The sequence below is a fragment of the Chondromyces apiculatus DSM 436 genome, from assembly GCF_000601485.1.
Taxonomy (GTDB): Bacteria; Myxococcota_A; Polyangia; order Polyangiales; family Polyangiaceae; genus Chondromyces; species Chondromyces apiculatus.
Map to the genome: position 1 here is coordinate 89,326 of NZ_ASRX01000014.1, position 16,329 is coordinate 105,654.

11 protein-coding genes are annotated in these 16,329 nt (G+C 71.3%); 6 read left to right on the forward strand and 5 right to left on the reverse strand.

Annotated features, from left to right (window positions below; translation table 11 throughout):
- Nucleotides 1–43 precede the first annotated feature (43 nt).
- The 5 genes from CAP_RS52155 to CAP_RS10185 all read left to right on the forward strand — a co-directional run bounded on the left by CAP_RS52155 (nucleotide 44) and on the right by CAP_RS10185 (nucleotide 8,065).
- Nucleotides 44–571, forward strand: a complete 528-nt coding sequence (locus CAP_RS52155) for a PaaI family thioesterase (protein WP_052374684.1) — start codon at nucleotides 44–46, stop codon at nucleotides 569–571.
- A 337-nt stretch (nucleotides 572–908) separates the two neighbouring features.
- The gene (locus CAP_RS44190; protein ID WP_156040666.1) at nucleotides 909–1,310 is read left to right on the forward strand and encodes a hypothetical protein; all 402 of its coding nucleotides are present in this window, start codon (nucleotides 909–911) and stop codon (nucleotides 1,308–1,310) included.
- A gap of 244 nt (nucleotides 1,311–1,554) precedes the next feature.
- Nucleotides 1,555–2,043 (forward strand): VOC family protein, encoded by a 489-nt coding sequence (locus CAP_RS10175; RefSeq protein ID WP_044239147.1) that lies wholly within the window; start codon nucleotides 1,555–1,557, stop codon nucleotides 2,041–2,043.
- A 93-nt stretch (nucleotides 2,044–2,136) separates the two neighbouring features.
- The gene (locus CAP_RS10180; RefSeq protein WP_044239149.1) at nucleotides 2,137–7,440 is read left to right on the forward strand and encodes a hypothetical protein; all 5,304 of its coding nucleotides are present in this window, start codon (nucleotides 2,137–2,139) and stop codon (nucleotides 7,438–7,440) included.
- Nucleotides 7,441–7,648: 208 nt separating this feature from the next.
- A complete protein-coding gene (locus CAP_RS10185) occupies nucleotides 7,649–8,065 on the forward strand; it encodes a VOC family protein (RefSeq protein ID WP_044239151.1) in 417 nt (138 codons plus the stop codon).
- 100 nt (nucleotides 8,066–8,165) lie between these two features.
- Here CAP_RS10185 and CAP_RS10190 read toward each other — a convergent pair whose 3' ends face one another.
- From CAP_RS10190 to CAP_RS10210, 5 genes are all read right to left on the reverse strand, one after another.
- A complete protein-coding gene (locus CAP_RS10190; RefSeq protein WP_052374691.1) occupies nucleotides 8,166–9,353 on the reverse strand; it encodes a CapA family protein in 1,188 nt (395 codons plus the stop codon).
- 62 nt (nucleotides 9,354–9,415) lie between these two features.
- Nucleotides 9,416–9,787: a response regulator gene (locus CAP_RS10195; protein ID WP_231511282.1), complete on the reverse strand. Its 372-nt coding sequence runs from the start codon at nucleotides 9,785–9,787 to the stop codon at nucleotides 9,416–9,418.
- Nucleotides 9,788–10,089: 302 nt separating this feature from the next.
- Entirely contained in the window at nucleotides 10,090–12,804 is a 2,715-nt protein-coding gene (locus CAP_RS10200; RefSeq protein WP_231511294.1) for a M1 family metallopeptidase, read from the reverse strand.
- Between the two features lie 138 nt (nucleotides 12,805–12,942).
- Nucleotides 12,943–14,139, reverse strand: a complete 1,197-nt coding sequence (locus tag CAP_RS10205; protein ID WP_156040667.1) for a hypothetical protein — start codon at nucleotides 14,137–14,139, stop codon at nucleotides 12,943–12,945.
- Between the two features lie 15 nt (nucleotides 14,140–14,154).
- Nucleotides 14,155–14,376, reverse strand: a complete 222-nt coding sequence (locus tag CAP_RS10210) for a DUF350 domain-containing protein (RefSeq protein ID WP_044239155.1) — start codon at nucleotides 14,374–14,376, stop codon at nucleotides 14,155–14,157.
- Between the two features lie 239 nt (nucleotides 14,377–14,615).
- Here CAP_RS10210 and CAP_RS10215 point away from each other — a divergent pair, with 239 nt between their 5' ends.
- Complete coding sequence (locus CAP_RS10215; protein WP_044239157.1) at nucleotides 14,616–16,328, forward strand: TolB family protein; 1,713 nt, start codon at nucleotides 14,616–14,618, stop codon at nucleotides 16,326–16,328.
- Nucleotide 16,329 lies beyond the last annotated feature (1 nt).

The following is a 16,329-nucleotide window of genomic DNA, read 5'->3' on the forward strand; positions in this document are numbered from 1 at the left end:
CCCTACTGCGCGGATGGCTCTTCCTGTGGTAACGCGCTGCACGATGAAGCTCCCGCTCCTTCCCCTGCCCGATCCCGCTCGCGGGCGGCGCCAGCCCGGCTCCGCGCTCTGCTTCGTGTGCGGAACCGAGAACCCGCACGGGCTGCGGGTCGACTTCCTCGACGACGGCGAGCGGGTGTGGACCGAGCTGACGCCTGCGGAGCACCACCAAGGATGGCCTGGGGTGCTGCACGGGGGCATCGTGTCCGCGGTGCTCGACGAGACCATCGGGCGGGTGGCGTTCCTCCACGATCGCTGGGTGCAGACCGCGCGGCTCGAGGTGCGCTTTCAGAAGCCCGCGCCGCTCGGGCAGCGGCTGATCGCCATCGGTGAGATGACGCGCGACGCGCGCCGGTTGATGGAGATGCGGGGCCAGCTCGTGACCGCGGAGGGGGGAGAGATCCTGGCCGAGGCGAGCGGGACGTTCGTGCGGCTCCCCGACGAGGCGCGCGACGAGCTGGCGCAGAGGCTCGGTGGAGATTTTGCGGCGTGGGAGCAGTGGCTCTCGCAGAACCGCGCTCTGCGCGGCTGAAACGCCGAGGTGCTGAGGGGACGCTTGGGCCTCGTAGCCTCGTCAATGGTGGCGGATTCGTCGCCCCTCGATGTCAATGCATTGCCGGTCCCATCTCTGCGGCGAATTCCGACAGCATTGCCAGGAGGTGCTCCAACGTGCGCGTTCATGCATGCCTTCATGCGGGAATTGCAGGGGGAATGGCGCGGTGAATCGAGGCTCGTGCCTCGCGAGACTCGTGCTAGGTTCGTCGGCCTCGACGCCGGGGGGGCGCGCCTTCATGCGTGTCGCCACGGCCTGCACCGGAAAGAGGTGACCTGTGATTGCTCGTAAGCTCATGGCCTGGGGTGCGATTTCGATGCTGCTGTCCTTCTCCGCGACCGCGTGCGGCGTCGGCGTCGTCGACGCGCAGGAGGACGAGAACGAGCCTGCATCGCAGGCGCAGGACGACAGCGAGGCTGCTGCAATCGGCGAGGACGAAGAAGAGCTGGTCGTCGGTCAGCAGTGTGGCAATTCCGTGTGCGGCAAGGGCACGTACTGCTGCAATGCGAGCTGTGGCACCTGCGCTCCCAAGGGCGGGGCGTGTACGCAGCAGGTATGCGAGTCGCCCGTGAAGGTCGAGGCGGAGCCCGCCTTCGTGGGTCAGCAGTGTGGCACCGCGGTGTGTGGCAAGGGGATGTACTGCTGCAATGCGAGCTGCAATCGGTGCGCCCCGAAGGGCATGGCGTGTACCCAGGAAGCCTGCGTGGACCCGACCTGACCCAGCAGGGCGCCTTGCGTGATAGCGCCCTGTATTTCCTCTCTCTCTCGCTGCCTGCGCATGGGCGTCGTCGATTTTTCGTGACCCTTCGTGGGTGACGAGGTCCGGTACACCGGCTCCGCGTACGCGCTTCCCGGAACCCTGCGGAGAGGTCATGGCGGCGCTTGACAGTGCCGTGGCTCCGGATGTCCTCTACCGCGCCGATCGGCGTACTTGCCGGTCCGCTTTCCGGAGGAGATCCCGCATGTCCAGCGCGAGCAAGCCCGATTCACATTCCAGAGGCTATGCCACGGTCACCCCGTATCTGACCATTCGCGGCGCGGCCGACGCCATTGCATTCTATGCGCGGGCATTCGGCGCCGTGGAACTCTCGCGCATGCAAGGGCCCGGCGGAAAGCTCATGCACGCCGAGATCAAGATCGGGGACTCGATCCTCATGATGTCCGACGAGTTTCCCGAGATGGGTGGCAAGGGCGGGCCGCAGACGCTGGGCGGGACGACGGTGGCGATGTGCATCACCGTCGAGGGGGACATCGACGCGGCTTACGCGCGCGCCGTCGAGGCGGGGGCGACGCCCACCATGCCACTCGCCGACATGTTCTGGGGCGACCGCTACGGCCAGCTCGTCGATCCTTTCGGGCATGCCTGGGCGATGACCAAGCAGGTCGAAGTGCTGTCTTCCGAGGAGATTGAACGCCGCGCCGCGGCCGCGTTCTCGGGCCCCAAGCCCTGAGTGACGCGGGGGGGCGCGTCTGCCCGTTGCGGAGCCACGCCCATCGCGGCATCGTCCCTCCCGCCGTGCCCTTCTCCGTCCGTCCTCCTCCCCGTGCAAGCTCCCGCGCGTGACCGCAGACGCCGGGGCGCGCGCCTCGGCCTTTGGGCGGCGCTCGCAGCGGCGCTCACCGCCGTCGTTGCGCTGCCCGCACAGGGGGCAGAGCGCCTCGCCTGGATCACGCCCGGGCGCGCGCGGGCGATTCCCTGGGGCGACGCAGCGCCCTCCGCAGGTCGCGAGGTCGACCCGCGCGCGCCCGTCGCGCTCGGCGCGGAGGAACTGCTGGTGCTCCCCGCAGACCCTGGCGATCGTTTCGAGATCTGGGGAGAGATCAGCGGGGTGGGGGTCGGCACGGGGGTGGGCGATGCGCCCGACGGCATCACCTGGGTGCCGCTGCCGAAGCTCGCCGGGGGGCGTCGTGAGGTGGGGATTCCTCCCTGGACCTCGGCGCGGTTCCTGGTGCTGCGGCCGGCAGTGCCAGGGAGCGCAGGGACCACGGCTACAGGCGCGCGCAACCCCACGTCGCCGGCGACGGCGCCGATCACCGTCCACGTGGCGGCACGCGAGAGTGCGGCGCTCGCCTGGTATCGTCTCGACGAGGACGTCGCAGACTGGTTGCTGCGCGGGGGAGAAGCGCCGCGCGCCCTGACGGTCCCGCTCGACGAGCTGGGCACGGCGCTCGCTGCGGCCCGTCCCCTGCTGCGCTGGGTCGAGGCGGCGCGTGACGCCCTCGCGCCCGCGCCCGGGGAGCCTGTCTCCGGCGCTGCGGCATCCTGGCTCGTGGCGCGTTACCTGGAGGAGTCCTTGCGGGTCCGCCCCCTCACCGAGCCCTACTTCCTGCGCCGGGGGGTGGATGTCGAGGGCGGGGCCGGGGAGGCGCCGCTCGATGCCGCGGATCACGCGACGTCCTGGCAGCTCGGGGTCGCGCGTGCCGGCGAGGGCGCGGGGAAGGGAGGGGATGCAGGCGGCGCTGCTGCGGCTGCGCGCGTGACCCTGACCACGCCGGCCGATGTCCTGCGCCTCGGCTTCCGTGCCCGTGCCTCGGGCCCGGCGCGCGCGATCGTGCGTGCGGGGGGCGCGGTGGTCCGCGAGCTGGTCTGGCGCACGTCGCCCAGGCTCATGGACCGCGCGCGGTGGAGTGAGGCTCGCTGGATACGCGCCGTCCTTCCGGTCGGCGCGCGCGAGGTCACCGTGGAGGTGGTGCAGGGCGAGGTGGCCGTCGCGGCCATCGGGCACCGTCAGCGCGTGGGCGTGGCCGACTTCTTCGAGGTGCGGCGCGACCGGGACGAGGCGTTCGCCGATGCCGCGGGGGGAGCGAGCCTCGCGGCCCTCCTCGCCAGGGCGGACCAGGCGCCCGTCCTCGCGTCGGCAAGTGCCGCACGCGCGGCGCTCGCGGCTGCCACGAAGCGTCCGCCGCTCCTGCAGACCTTGATCCATGCCGAAGCTTCCCGCTGGGCAGCGTCACCCGCAGAGGCCCGGATGCGCGTGTCCGCGGCGTTCGAGGCAGCCCGGCGCGCGCCCGACGCGCTCGTGGCGCCCCTGCTCCGGGTGGCCCTCGAGCGGCTCTCGGCGGCGCATGCGGACCCTCTCGTCACGCTTGGCACCGTGCCGGGGCAGGGCCGGGCTGGACCGCTTCCCTGGGCCGGCTGGGGTGCGACCCTGGCGCTGCGCCCTGGGGTGGATGCCGACGACGCCGCGACCATCCGGGCGCTCGGCGACGCGCTCTCCGCTTCTGCCGATGGGCGGCGTCCCCTCGCCGGCGCCGAGGCGGATCGGTTTGCCGCGGCGCACGGGGACATCCCGGGGGCAGCGTCGCGCGCGCGCGAGGCGTGGACCCGCGAGGGGGGCTGGGGCGCACTCGACGCGGCGCCAGGGGTGACGATCTGGAGCGCGCTGGAAGAGCCGCGTGACCAGATCCCGGAGGGGCCGGCGCCCACGTGTGCCGTCGTCGGGCCTCAGGGGTTGCGCTGGACCTTGCTCGATGCGCCCCGCACCGTCATCCCGGTGGACGCGCCTCCGGGTACGCATGCGCGCGTGCTCCTGCGCGGCGCGTCCGCGGGACCCGAGCCCGAGTCGCTCGTGCGCATCGATGAGGCCTCCGTTGCGGTGCACGCGGGTGCGGGTGTCGCCTCGGTGGTCGCGGTCTCCCCGGGCGCTCGGACGTTCTCCCGTGCTCCCGGAGCGCCTCCCGTGCTGGCGCGCATCCCGCGGGTGGGCGAGGCGCCGTGCGCGACGCTGCGCGACGTTCTTCAGTGGGCCTGGGTCGAGGGCGACGCGACCTTCCTGGTGCCCGACCGCGACCGCGCCACCGTGGCCCGGGTGGTCATCGCCCCGTCCCCTGTCCTCGCTGCCGCGCAACCTGGCGCTCCCCCGCGGCAAGGGTCCCGCCGCCTCACCGTCTCCGCGGGGGGCATCACCTACGAGGGCTGGATCCGCGCCGATGCCACGGGCGCCATCGAGGTGCCCGTGCCGGCGGGGGCCGGTGAGCTGCGCGTGCATGCCTCCGAGGGGGTCCTCCTGCGCGCTTCGGCCCGTCTTCACCCGGCCCTGCCGTCACCCGAGCGCATCGTGGCGCCTCGCGGCGGGGGGCCGCTCGCGGACGTGGACGATCTGCTCGGTACGGTGCGCGCGTCCACCCGTGCGCTCCGCCGCGCCTCGGACGCCGAGCGCCCGGTCCTCAAGGAGCGCCGCGCGGTGGCCCTCGACATGCTCGGGTTTCCGGCGCTCGCTGCCCTCGATCGCGCGCCGCCCATCGAGGTCGCGGACCTCTCTCTCGAAGCCGGCGCCACGCTCGCCTTCACGTTGCCGCCGGGTAGCCCTCCCGTCGTCCCGATCGGCCTTCTGGGGCGCCTCGCGCCGCTCGCGCTGCCTCCGGATCTCGCGCCGCTCGGGGAGGCTCGCAGCGCCCGCCGCGCAGGCGACGTGCGCCGGGGCATCGAGATCCTCACCCCGACGGCCGCGCGCTCGACGGCCGCTGACGCTTTGCTCCTCGGGCTCCTCGCGGAGCGCGAGGGCGATGTCCTGCTCGGGAGTGAGACGTTCCTGCGCCTCGGCCTGGCCCACCGCGATGGGCGCGTCATCGCCCGGGCGGCGACCCTCGCCACCGACCTCGCGGCCGTGAAGGGTGACCGCCTCCTCGCGCTGCGTGCGTTCGCCATCGCGGAGCTCGCCGCGCAGACGTCCGCTGCCCGCGCCGCTGCCGGTGACACGTGGCCCGATCCGTCGCCCGCGGCGCTGGCGCGGCTCGCTCCGGTGATCTCCTGGAAGGCGCCGCCCCGCGTCGACCACACCGCCGGCAGCGCCAGCCTCGACGTGCGCGCGGGGCCCGAGCCGGAGCAGCCCCTCCCCGCCCGCGTCCGCCGTGCGCTCGTGGACGCCCCGGAGGGGGCTCTGCTCATGACCGAGGGGGCCTTCGCCCAGCTTCATTTCGACCGACCGGCGCCCTTCGCGCTGGCGCTGGAGGGAGCCTGCCGCCACCTCGACGGGCCGGAGACGCCCTGCCAGCTCGATGTCCGCCTGGACGGCGAGGCGGTCACCTGCGCCTCCGGGGCAGGCACGTCGGCGGCGGGTGGGGGGGCTACGCCCGCGGGCGCGCCCACTGGCGCGCCGACTCCTGTGGATCCGGTCCTCGGTCCAGGTGCACTCCGTTGCAGCGTCGCCGTTCCCAGGGGTCGCCACCGCGTCGAGATCCGCCCGCCGCCCGAGGTCCCCGTGGTCGCCTGGGTGCGCGGCCTCGATGCTGGGCAGCCCTATCCGGGCCGCGTGATGTCCACCTGGAGCGACATCGACCCGGCGCGTCCTCTGGAGCTGGTCTTCGCTGGCCCCACCGTCGTCCGCCTGCGTGCCCGCCCCGCCTACGAGTGCGCCACCAGCAAGGCCGGCGCTGCTGGGGGCGCTGGCGACGATCCCACCTGCCACCCCGACGTCACCACCACCGCGGCCGAGGGCGCGCTTCACTTCACGGTCACCTCGCCGTCGTCGGACGATGCCCGCGGCTCCGTGCCTCCCGCGCCTCTCGCGCCTCCCACACAACCTGGCGAGGCGATGGCGCCGACGTCCTCCGGCTCCGCCGCGCCCGCGCCCGAGGGCGACACCATCGTCGAGCAAGGAGACCTCGTCCTCGACCCCACGGAGGACCCGTGGGCGCGCAGGAGTGGCGTGCGCCGCGCGCCCTTCTTCTGGCTCGGTCACGAGGTCGAGCGCCGCATCGCCATCCTCGGCGACGGCCCGCATGTCCTCCGGGTCAGCTCTCCCGCGGGGCGCGCCCTCGTGCGGGTGGAGATCGCCGTCGCACATCGGCCGCCGCGGCCCCGCGATCCGCCGCCCCCTCCCGCGGGCCTCACGCCGGAGCCAGGCACGGGCTCCCGCCTCCGCTGGGCGCCTCCCGTGGGACGCGATCCCGTCGAGGGGGCCCTGCTGCTCGCCGGTTACATCCGGACCACCGACGGCAACATGTCCGACGAGGACCTCCGCGCGGGGATCCGGTTCTACGAGATCGGCGTCGACGCGAGCCGCGAGGTGCTCCCAGGGGCGCTCTGGGCTGGCGCCACCGCGTTCACGCGCCTCCGCACGGGCACGACCAGCCTCGGCGCGGAGCTGCGCCTCGACAGCGCGGGGGGCGGTTTCGTTCCCTCGCTCAGCGCCCAGGCCCGCATGGTGGCCCAGCCTCCGGCGCTGGGAGGTCGGGTGGGGCTCTCGGCGGCGTGGGGCATCCCGCTCGGCGAGGTCACCCTCATCCCCTGGGCGAGCGCCGCCCTCCTCGCGGTCGACGACTCCCTCGCGGGCCGCGCCGACGCCGATCGCGACGTGTACACCGTCTACTCCTCCGAGCGGCGCACGCTGGCGAGCCTCGGCGCGCGCTTCCGCTTCCGTCCTGCGGTCGATGCCATCGCATCCATCGGCCCCTCGGTGCGGGTGAGCCCCCTCTTCAGCGCCGTGGACCGCATCGATCTGCGCGCCGACCTCGACGTGCTCCATGGCCGCGGGCTGTGGCCCTGGGTCCAGCTCGGGTGGGTCGGGAGCTACCGCCCCACGAACGAGGCCCGCGAGGAGGCCTTCCTGCGCAACACCTTCTCCTTCGGGCTCATGTTCTGGAGCTGGTTCTCGCGCGGCCACCGGATCTCGCTCGCCAGCGAGACGGCCTTGCTCGTCGACACGCCGGCATCGATCATCGATTCACCCCGCTTCGGGCTCGCCCTGCTGCTTCGCTACGACTGGACCGGCAGCCGCGGGCTGCGCGATCTTCCCCCCCGCCTCACGCCCTTCCGCGATCGCCTCGAAGAGGGCAGCGGGGTCGTCGCCCGGGAGCCTCCCGCGACCGAGCCCCGCTGGGATGACGACGACGACGACGGGGGATGAACCCGCGGCTCAGCGGCTGAAGGGGAACTCGTTCACCCAGTGGAAACCGCGGTTCACGAGCAGCATCGACGCCGTTTCCGTGGGGCGGACGTCGATTGCCGGTAGGCACGCGGTGTGACCCCACCTGCTCCGAGGTGGTCATGGCCGATCCCCTGAACTAAATTCCCGGCGGCGTGGCAGACCACGCCAGAACCCGAGGAGTCGCTCCATGGAATTCCAGCGTGGCAGGCTGATCGATCACGTTCACCTCGTCGTCCGTGATGTCGAGGCGAGCAAGCGGTTTTACAGCAACGCTCTCAAGGAGATCGGCATCGTCGTCGGCGGCGAGGGCGCAGGGTACTTCTTCGTGGACGAGCTCTACGTGAGCGAGGTGCGCGAGGGAGAGTCCCTCACGGGCCGCGTCCACCTCGCCTTCCAGGCCCCCGATCAGGAGGCGGTGCGCAACTTCTACGAGGCTGCGCTCGCCAGCGGCGGCAAGGACAACGGAGCCCCCGGAGAGCGCAAGTACCACCCCGGGTACTACGCGGCCTTCATCCTCGATCCCGACGGAAACAACATCGAGATCGTGCACCACGGGCCGTCCCACCGCTCCGCCGCCGCCGTGACCATCACGCCCGCTCATTGAGCCTCGTGACAGACGGCAGCGCTTCCAGTGCTACCTGCCGTGGTGATCGCGGCTCTTCACCCGCGCCTCGCGTTGCATGCACGGTGTGGCTGCGGAGGCGTCATTGCGGCGACGCCAGCCGCGCGCTGAGCTCCTGCAGCTTTCCGAGCACCCGCTCACCTTCTGCTCCCTCGAGCACCACGGGGCGGTAATCGTTCCGATCGGTGACCGACGACATCCGCGCTGGAATGGCAGTGCTCCCGGTCTGCGATACCTGACCCGCCTGGAGCGCGAATGTCGCCTGGTAGATGAACGTGTCCTTGTCCTCGGGGTTCGAGTGCCCCCCGAACACGAAATTCCCGAGGGAATAGACGATCTCCCGTCCGCGGTAGCGCTCTATCCCCTGCATGACGTGGGGGTGGTGACCGAGCACCAGGTCGGCCCCCGCGTCCACGGCGCCGTGCCCCAGCAGGATCTGGTCTCCGTTCGGCTGATACACCCCTTCGCCACCCCAGTGGAAGGACACGATCACCAGGTTGTCGGGGCGCTTGTGCTGCTTCACCGAGCGGGCCATGTCCCGCATCACGAGCGAGGGATCGCCTCCCGTGTAGCCGAGGTTGACCACCTCGACTCCCTGCACGACCCGCCTGTCGACGTGTCCGAAGCCAAACGCGCCGACGCCCACCTCGTTCAGCGCCTGCAGCGTGTCGGTGAAGCCGCGGGGACCGAGGTCGTTCGCGTGGTTGTTGGCCACGCTCACCACCTCGACACCACCCAGCACCAGCATGCGCGCCCACCCGGGATCTCCCCTGAACTGCAATCCGCGCGGCGGTCCCGAAGGCTCCCGGGACGTGAGCGTCGTCTCCAGGTTCGCAATGGTCAGATCGTCCTGCGCGAAGACGGGCGCGACGCCGGAGAACGGATAGGAAAGGTCGCCACCCCGGGCCTGCATTTCCATGTGGAACGACCCCTGGCCCCACCGTGACCGCAGCTCGGTCCCCAGGGTGCAATCTCCCACCGCGCTGAGCCGGACCACGCCTTCCTTGGCGCTCGTCGCGGCAGGGCCGCGCTCCTCTGCTGCGCGTGCGGAGCGCCTCGCGCCAGCCGTCGCCGCGGTGCTCGTCGTGCTCGCGGCGCCTGTCGCCTCCGGGCTGGGCTCGCCGCGCTCTCCAGCCGTCGGTTCGTGAACCGCCGCTTCGCGCGCGTGTTCAGGCTCTGCCCTGACCGGCGCTGCACTCGACTCCGCGCAGGCAGCGCCCGCCACGCCCACTGCCAGTACCACCGCGACCTTGCCGATCTCGACGCGCACGCTTGCCTTATGCCAGCCCTCCCGAGGACCGCCAACTTCCGCGCCGTCAGCTCTGGCGGGAGTCAGCCTCCGCAGGCCTTCTCCACGATCCCGAGCAGCGCCTCGACGTCCAGCGGCTTGTGCAGGAAGCTCTCTCCCTCGGGGGGGTCCTCCGACGCCGACACGATCGTTACCGGGATCGCCGCCAGCGCGTGCACCTGCTTCAGGGCCGCCAGCATCTCCTGGCCGCTCATGACCGGCATCATCAGGTCGAGCAGGATCAGCCCCGGCGCCGGATCGGCCCGCTTCAGGAGGTTCAGCGCCTCTTGCCCGTTCTCGGCGCAGTAGACGTCGTACCCGTTCTCCTCGAGCAGGTCTCGGAGCGCGTCCCGCAGCTCGATGTCGTCGTCGACCACGAGCACCGGAGCGCGCCTGTTGGAGGGTTCGGGTGTCAACTTTCCAGCAAGCCCCCCCGAGGACCGCGAGTCAGCCATCATCGTACCTCAGGACTCCACCAAGCAACGAAAGCCAGCTTCAACGTGCCCGCGCCACCGGCGCATCGACGTGCGGAGCGATGCATAGCAGGGTCGCCCCGCGCTCGCACCTTCGCCGCACTCTGGGTCGTCCATCGCCTTCAGGGCACTGGCAGCCGGACAACACCCATGACCTGCATCCATGCGCGAGCCTCAAGCCCGAGGGCCCTTCCGTCAAGGGGCAGCGCAGAATCCCGGCACGTCTCGCGTGCGCCTCGCCGCTGTCAGCGCGGGAGGCGCCGGCCGGACACGCTTCCGAGCCGCTTCGTCAGCCGTGGTCCCTCCCGGAGACGCGCGGCGATGCACAGGTCCGCTGCAGCCAGTGACTGCTTTAGCGGATGCTTTGCGCCTTCCAGATCCTCCAGCGCCTCGCCGAAGAAGCGGGCCGCCTCGGCGCGGTTTTCTGGGTCGCAGATCGCGCTCAGCACGCCCAGGCGCCGGACCATCGCCACGTCGGCGAGCTTCCCCTTCAGCTCTGGCAGGTGCTCTCGCATCCAGGATAGCAGATGGGGCCGTGCCCCAGGCCACGCCGCTGCGGCCATGAAGACCGTGTGCCCATCCTGGGGCGTGACGCCACCGGTGAGCGTCCAGTCGAGTGCGGTGCGCAGCAGCGCCGGGTCTGCAAAGCTCCCCACGGCCTCCAGGATCATCCGCCGCTCCTCGGTCGTGGTCGCCTTCTTCAGCACCGTCGTGAGCTGTCTGAACTGTGCCTCTCCGGCCCGCCGCGTCGACGCCTTCAGCGCCACGGCCACCGCCGCGGCGTTTCCGTCGAGGGTGCGCGGACCCTTCAGGAGCGCCGCCGCCCGTCGCTCGGCCTCCGTGAAGACCCACGGCTCCTCCGCCAGCACGAGGAGCGCCTCCAGCACCTCCCGTCGCAGGAGGCGCTGATCGTCGCTGTCCGCCCGCTGGGCCTCCCAGCCCAGCTCTCGCCCGAGCGGAAGCAGGAGGGACGACACGAACGCCTGGAAGCCGGGCCTCACCCCGTCGTCCACGAGCAGATCGCTCACACCCTGCAGGGTGTCGATCATCTGGCCGACCACCAGCCGGTGCCGTTCGCCCTTCATGGCGCCGAGGAGGTCGAGCAGCACCTCCACCCCCACGTCGCCGCTCTTCACGAGCGCCCAGGTGTTCGCCACGAGCCCGATCCGGGCGCTCACCTCGAGAGACCGCGCCTTCGCCACGAGCGCACCGAGCTGCGCTGGGGGCAGCGAGAACCGGTAATAGCCGCCCTCTGCCGCGTTCGGGTAGATCCACCGTGGGCACCGTCCCTCCGGCAACGGCACCTCCCCTGTGGTGCCCTCAAGGAGGGTGCATGCTGGGCCGGCCTTGACCCCGCCCTCGTACGCCACGCACACGGGGAAAGTCCAGGGTGGCTCCGTGACGCCCTCCGCTGGGCGCGCACCGTGCCTCCGCTGCGTGAGTGTCACCCGCGGCGCCCTGTTGCTCTCGCAGGTGAGCGATGCGGCCACGAGCGGCACGCCGGTCCGATCGAGGAAGGGCGCCACCACGGCGCTGACGTCGCGGTTCGAGGCTTCCCCGAGGGACGTGAGGAGATCGGCGGTCGTCACCACGCCGCGTGGGTGGTCCTTCAGGTAGGCGCGCACGCCGTCCCGGAAGAGCTCCGGGCCGATCCACCGCTCCACCATCTCCAGCACATGCGACGCCTTCACCCCCATGAGCGGTTCGAGCGCTTCCTTCGCCTCGCTCGTGCTCGTCACGGGCTGCCGGACGGCCCGCGCTTCCCCGAAGGCGTCGAGGCCCATCACCCGGTCCTTCTCCCGGAGCGATGCCTCGCGGGCTTCGAGACCTGGCCGGGATCGGTCGAGCAGCTTCACCTCCATCCAGCGGGAGAAGCCATCGTGCAGCCACTGGTCGTCCCACCACGCAGCGCTCACCAGATCGGCGAACCACGGACGCGACACCGCACCGGCAACCACCTCCGCCATCCGTTTGCGCGCGACCGCTCCCGAGATCGCCGGGTCGAGCAGGACCAGGTCCTCGCGCAGCGCCATGAGCCCCGCGCTCACCGAGGTCTCGAAACCAAACTCCGGGATTGCCACGAGGTCCAGCTTGGGGTGCGGGAACGGTTGCGCGGTGTACTCGGCCATGAACCCGAGGTGCGCCGCCGTGGCCTCGAGCGCCGCCTGTCCGAGGTTCCCCGCCCCCCGCGCGGTCACGACACGGAGGGGGACCGGCTGCCGGGCTCCCTCCACGATCTCGAACGGTCCCACGCCGAACCCGAGCAGGTACGTCGGTATCGCCTGCGTCGGCGCGAAGGTGAAGGTCGCGCCGCGGCCGTCCTCGGGCTCCGTGCGATCCACCTCGGGCGTGCTCGCGACCACCACGTTCCCCTTGGGCGTGGTCACCTTCAGGTCGAACGGCACCCTGTGGCCCGGCTCGTCGAAGCAGGGAAAGACGCGCCGCGCCTCCGTGGGTTCGAGGTGGGTGAACGCATAGGAGGCCCCCCCGTGCTCCACCCGGTAAAGCCCGGTGATTCCAGCTTCCAGCGCCGCCGAGTACGTGATGTGGAGCTGGAGCTGTCCTGGAGCCACGGCCCTCGGCAGCGTGAGGACGATCTCCTCCGGGCTCCCCTTGCCCCCCATCGCTTGCCGGTAGCCGGTGCGTACCTGGATGGCCTCCCCGTCGAGCACCACCTCTGCCTGCGCGAGGGTGAGGTCGCGCCCGTGCAGCACGATGGTCTCGGTCTTCGCGGGGATCGCCAGATCGATGGTCACGTCTCCGTAGAACCGCTCCTTCGTCGGGTCGATGGAGAGCGAGAGGGCGTAATGCAGCGGCCGCGCTGTGTCTGGCAGCCGCCCTGAGGGGAGATCCGGCGGAGCTACCACGTCGCGCTGCGCCACGGGCGCTGCAGCCCTGGGCGCGACCGTGATGTCGTTGCTCCCGCTGCACGCCGGAGCGACCGCCAGCATCAGGGCCATCGTCGCCACGCGACGTGCTCTGCGCGTGCCTTCGACGCGCGTGCCTTCGATGCGCGTGCCTTCGATGCGCGTGCGTCGGAGCGGGACGAGGGTGGAAGGACAGCGCGGCAGAGAAGTCGGCATCGGATCCCCGTTGGTTCAGGGTGCGCCGAACCCGAGCGCGCGCGCCTGGGCGGCTCCCGTGTCGCGGCGGCGCCAGAGCACGGCGTCGAGCACATAATGGGTCGCCTGCGGCACGGCGAGCAGGGGAACGACGAGCGCTGCCGCGACCGGGCCGAGGAGGGGGTGCTCCCTGTCCAGGCCTCCGAACAGCGAGGGCCGGTCGTGCCATACCAGCCGGTCCCACAGGAACTCCTCGAAGAAGGCGAAGCAGAGTGCCGTCGCGATGAAGGCGGCGAGCCCTCCCGCGGCGATCCGGCCGACCAGAGACCCTGGCCGCTCTCGCGCTCTCTCCCGGGTGTACCCGAAGAGCAGCGCCATGTACGGCACGCCGTGGGCGATGACGTTCGTCACGGTGAAGGCGAAGTCGCTGTCGAGCGCGACGATCCCGACGTACCAGGTCGCCGCCGTGGTGGCGACGACGAGGTGCTTGCCCCCGTTGAGGGGGGCGCCTTCTCGCGCCCGGTGGACGGTACGGCCCACGTACAGCGCGGCGAGCACCGCGTACGCCGTCCATGCGGCCGGCAACGCCGCCTGCAGCCAGGGTGTTCCGAGGAAGTCTCCCTCGACGAACCACCGGAACGACCGCGGTAGGTGCGCGTGCCAGTACAGAAGCGGGACGCCTGTCGCGGCGTAGATCAGCGCGTCGTCGAGCCAGCGGTCGGAGCGCGCGCGCTCCCCGGCCCGCGCCCGGTAGATTGCCACCCACCCTGCCTGCTGCCGTACGAAGTGGAATACCGCCACGTACGCGAGCACCCGCCAGAACGTCAGCGCCGACGCGAGGTGCAGGAGGACGCCGAGCCCCCAGCACGCGAGGGGCACCCCCACGTACAGCGCGCTCCTGCGCCGCAGCTCCTCACGATCCAGGTAGGTGCGGAACAAGGTCGTGTGCACGTGCGCCACGTCGATGGCCAGCACGAACACGATCCACCCCCAGGTAGGCAGCGCCCCTTCGTGCGAGAGCACGGGCGCGAGCGCCGCGAGTATCAGCGCGAGCGCCGCCGATCCTCCGAACACCCCGAGGTCGACCGTGCGTCCCCAGATCCACGGTCTGCGCGCGTTCGCCTTCGCCTGCGGGGTGATCCTCTCGGGCGCTGCACCCGGGAGGCCCGACGGGGACCCACCCCGGGCCCGCTCCTCCGGACCGCGCTCGTCGGGAATCACCGCCGAGGCCACCGCGCGCTCCCGGGATCAGCCGTGGATCGCGGCAGAGATGATCCAGGCGAGCCCCAGGATCACCGACCCGATCACGATCGCGAGCGCCGTGTTCTGGTCCTCCTCGATTTCCTTGCGGATCGAGAAGGGCGTGATCTTCACGATCAGCAGGAACGCCACCGCAAAGACGAGGATCCCGAGCAACACGAACACGAGGGTGGAGATCAGGATCTTGGGGAGGGTGGCCATGTCGAACATGGAGAGGCGCTCCGGAGAAGTGAAGGGGAACGAGGCTTGCGCGCCAGCCTACGCGACTTGTGGACCCTCTCCAACAAGGTGTCACGCCGTCTTTCCTGCGTTCGCCCAGCCGCATCGGTTCCTGGCAATTCACGGCGGGACCGTTTCCGTGGGGCGCGCGAGGCTTGACCCCTCCCGCTGGCACCGCCACGCTCGGTTTCTCTCCAACCTCGCGCTCTTTCGCTTTCGAGAGGTCCCTCATGGCCAGCACGCATCGCATGACCGTCCTCTTGCTCCTGACCTGCGCGGTCCCGGCCGCGAGCCTCGCCGCCTGCGGCAGTGACAACGGTGGCTCCGGTGAGCCCGGCGGTACTGGCGCCGGCAGCGGCACCAATGTCGGCGGTGCCGGGGGCACGGGCCTGGGGGCTGGTGGAGGCACGGGCGGTGATCTCTTCAGCTCCGGCCCCGGTCAGACGTTCGAGCCCGCCTTCCCCGAGGATCCCATCGTGGAGACCTCGGCGCCTGCGAACGCTCCCGAGCTGTTCGGCGCCGACCCTGGCTCCGCGGCCGGGGGGCCCTGCATGTTCGAGCCGGAGTCGAACGCGCTCTTCCCGCGCAACTGGCTGCGTCCGCGGTTTCGCTTCACCCCGGTCGATCAGCAGAACCTCTTCGAGATCCGGCTCCACACCGACGACGAGGCGCATGATCTCGTCGTCTACACGGCGGACGCGCAGTGGGCGATGCCCAAGGAGATGTGGGAGCGGCTCGCGGCGCGCGCCGTGAGTGCGCCCCTCGCGGTCAAGATGACGGTGCGCGGCGCGGTCTTCGACGGGACGACGCTCACCGTCCCACCCAGCACCGGCACCGCGGGCGAGTTCCTTGTCGCGCCGGCCCAGGCGGAGGGGGCCATCGTCTACTGGACGACCTCTGGCAGCTCTGCCCTGAAGGGTTTCCAGATCGGCGACGAGAACGTGGCCACCACCCTGACGCCGCCTCAGGTGCAGATGCCCACCACGAACAACGCCCCCGTGACCTGCATCGGCTGCCATACCTCGACGCCCGACGGCAAGTTCGTGGGCTTCACGGCGCAGGGGCCGTGGAGCAACGTGCTCGCCTCGATCGAGGAAGCCACGGCCGGCGCGCAGCCCTCGTTCATGGGGGCAGGCGCCCTCGCGGCCCTCACCGGCTTCAGCGAGGTCGGCATCCACTCCTACTCCAAGGCCCACTGGGAGGACGGTGACCGGGTCATGGTCGCTCCCCTCGGCACCGGGGTTGCCACGCAGCTCATCTGGGTCGACCTCGAGGCGCAGGCCAGCGGCGAGGGCGTGTCCTACGGCGTCATGGCGCGCGATGGCGACACGCACGGCGCTGGCTCGCCCACCTGGAGCCACGATGGGCAGACGGTGGTCTACGTGTCCAACGATACGCAGACCACCGGTCGCCTCGACGCCGGTCACGCCGACCTCGTAGCGGTGCCCTACAACGACCGGCTGGGCGGCACGGTGACGCCCATCCCGGGCGCCTCGTATCCGGAGTACGCCGAGTACTACCCGGCCTTCTCGTCCGACGATGCCTTGCTCGCCTTCAACCGGTTCCCGGTCGGCCCGAACATGTACGATCAGCCGCTGGCAGAGCTGTTCGTGATCCCGGCTCAGGGCGGCGACCCGCTCCGCCTCGCGGCGAACGATCCGGTGTCGTGCACCGGCAAGGTCAGCCCTGGCGTGACCAATAGCTGGCCGAAATGGGCGCCCGAAGCCACCACCGTGGGCGGCAAGACGTACTACTGGCTCATCTATTCGTCGAAGCGCGGGCAGGGCGTGAACCCTCAGCTCTACGTGACCGGCGTGGTGGCCGACGGAAACACGGTGCAGAGCTTCGCCTCGGTCTACCTGTGGAACCAGCCCGAGGCCGAGAACAACCACACGCCTGCGTGGGACGTGTTCAAGATCCCGCCGGCTTCGCCGCCCCAGTGAC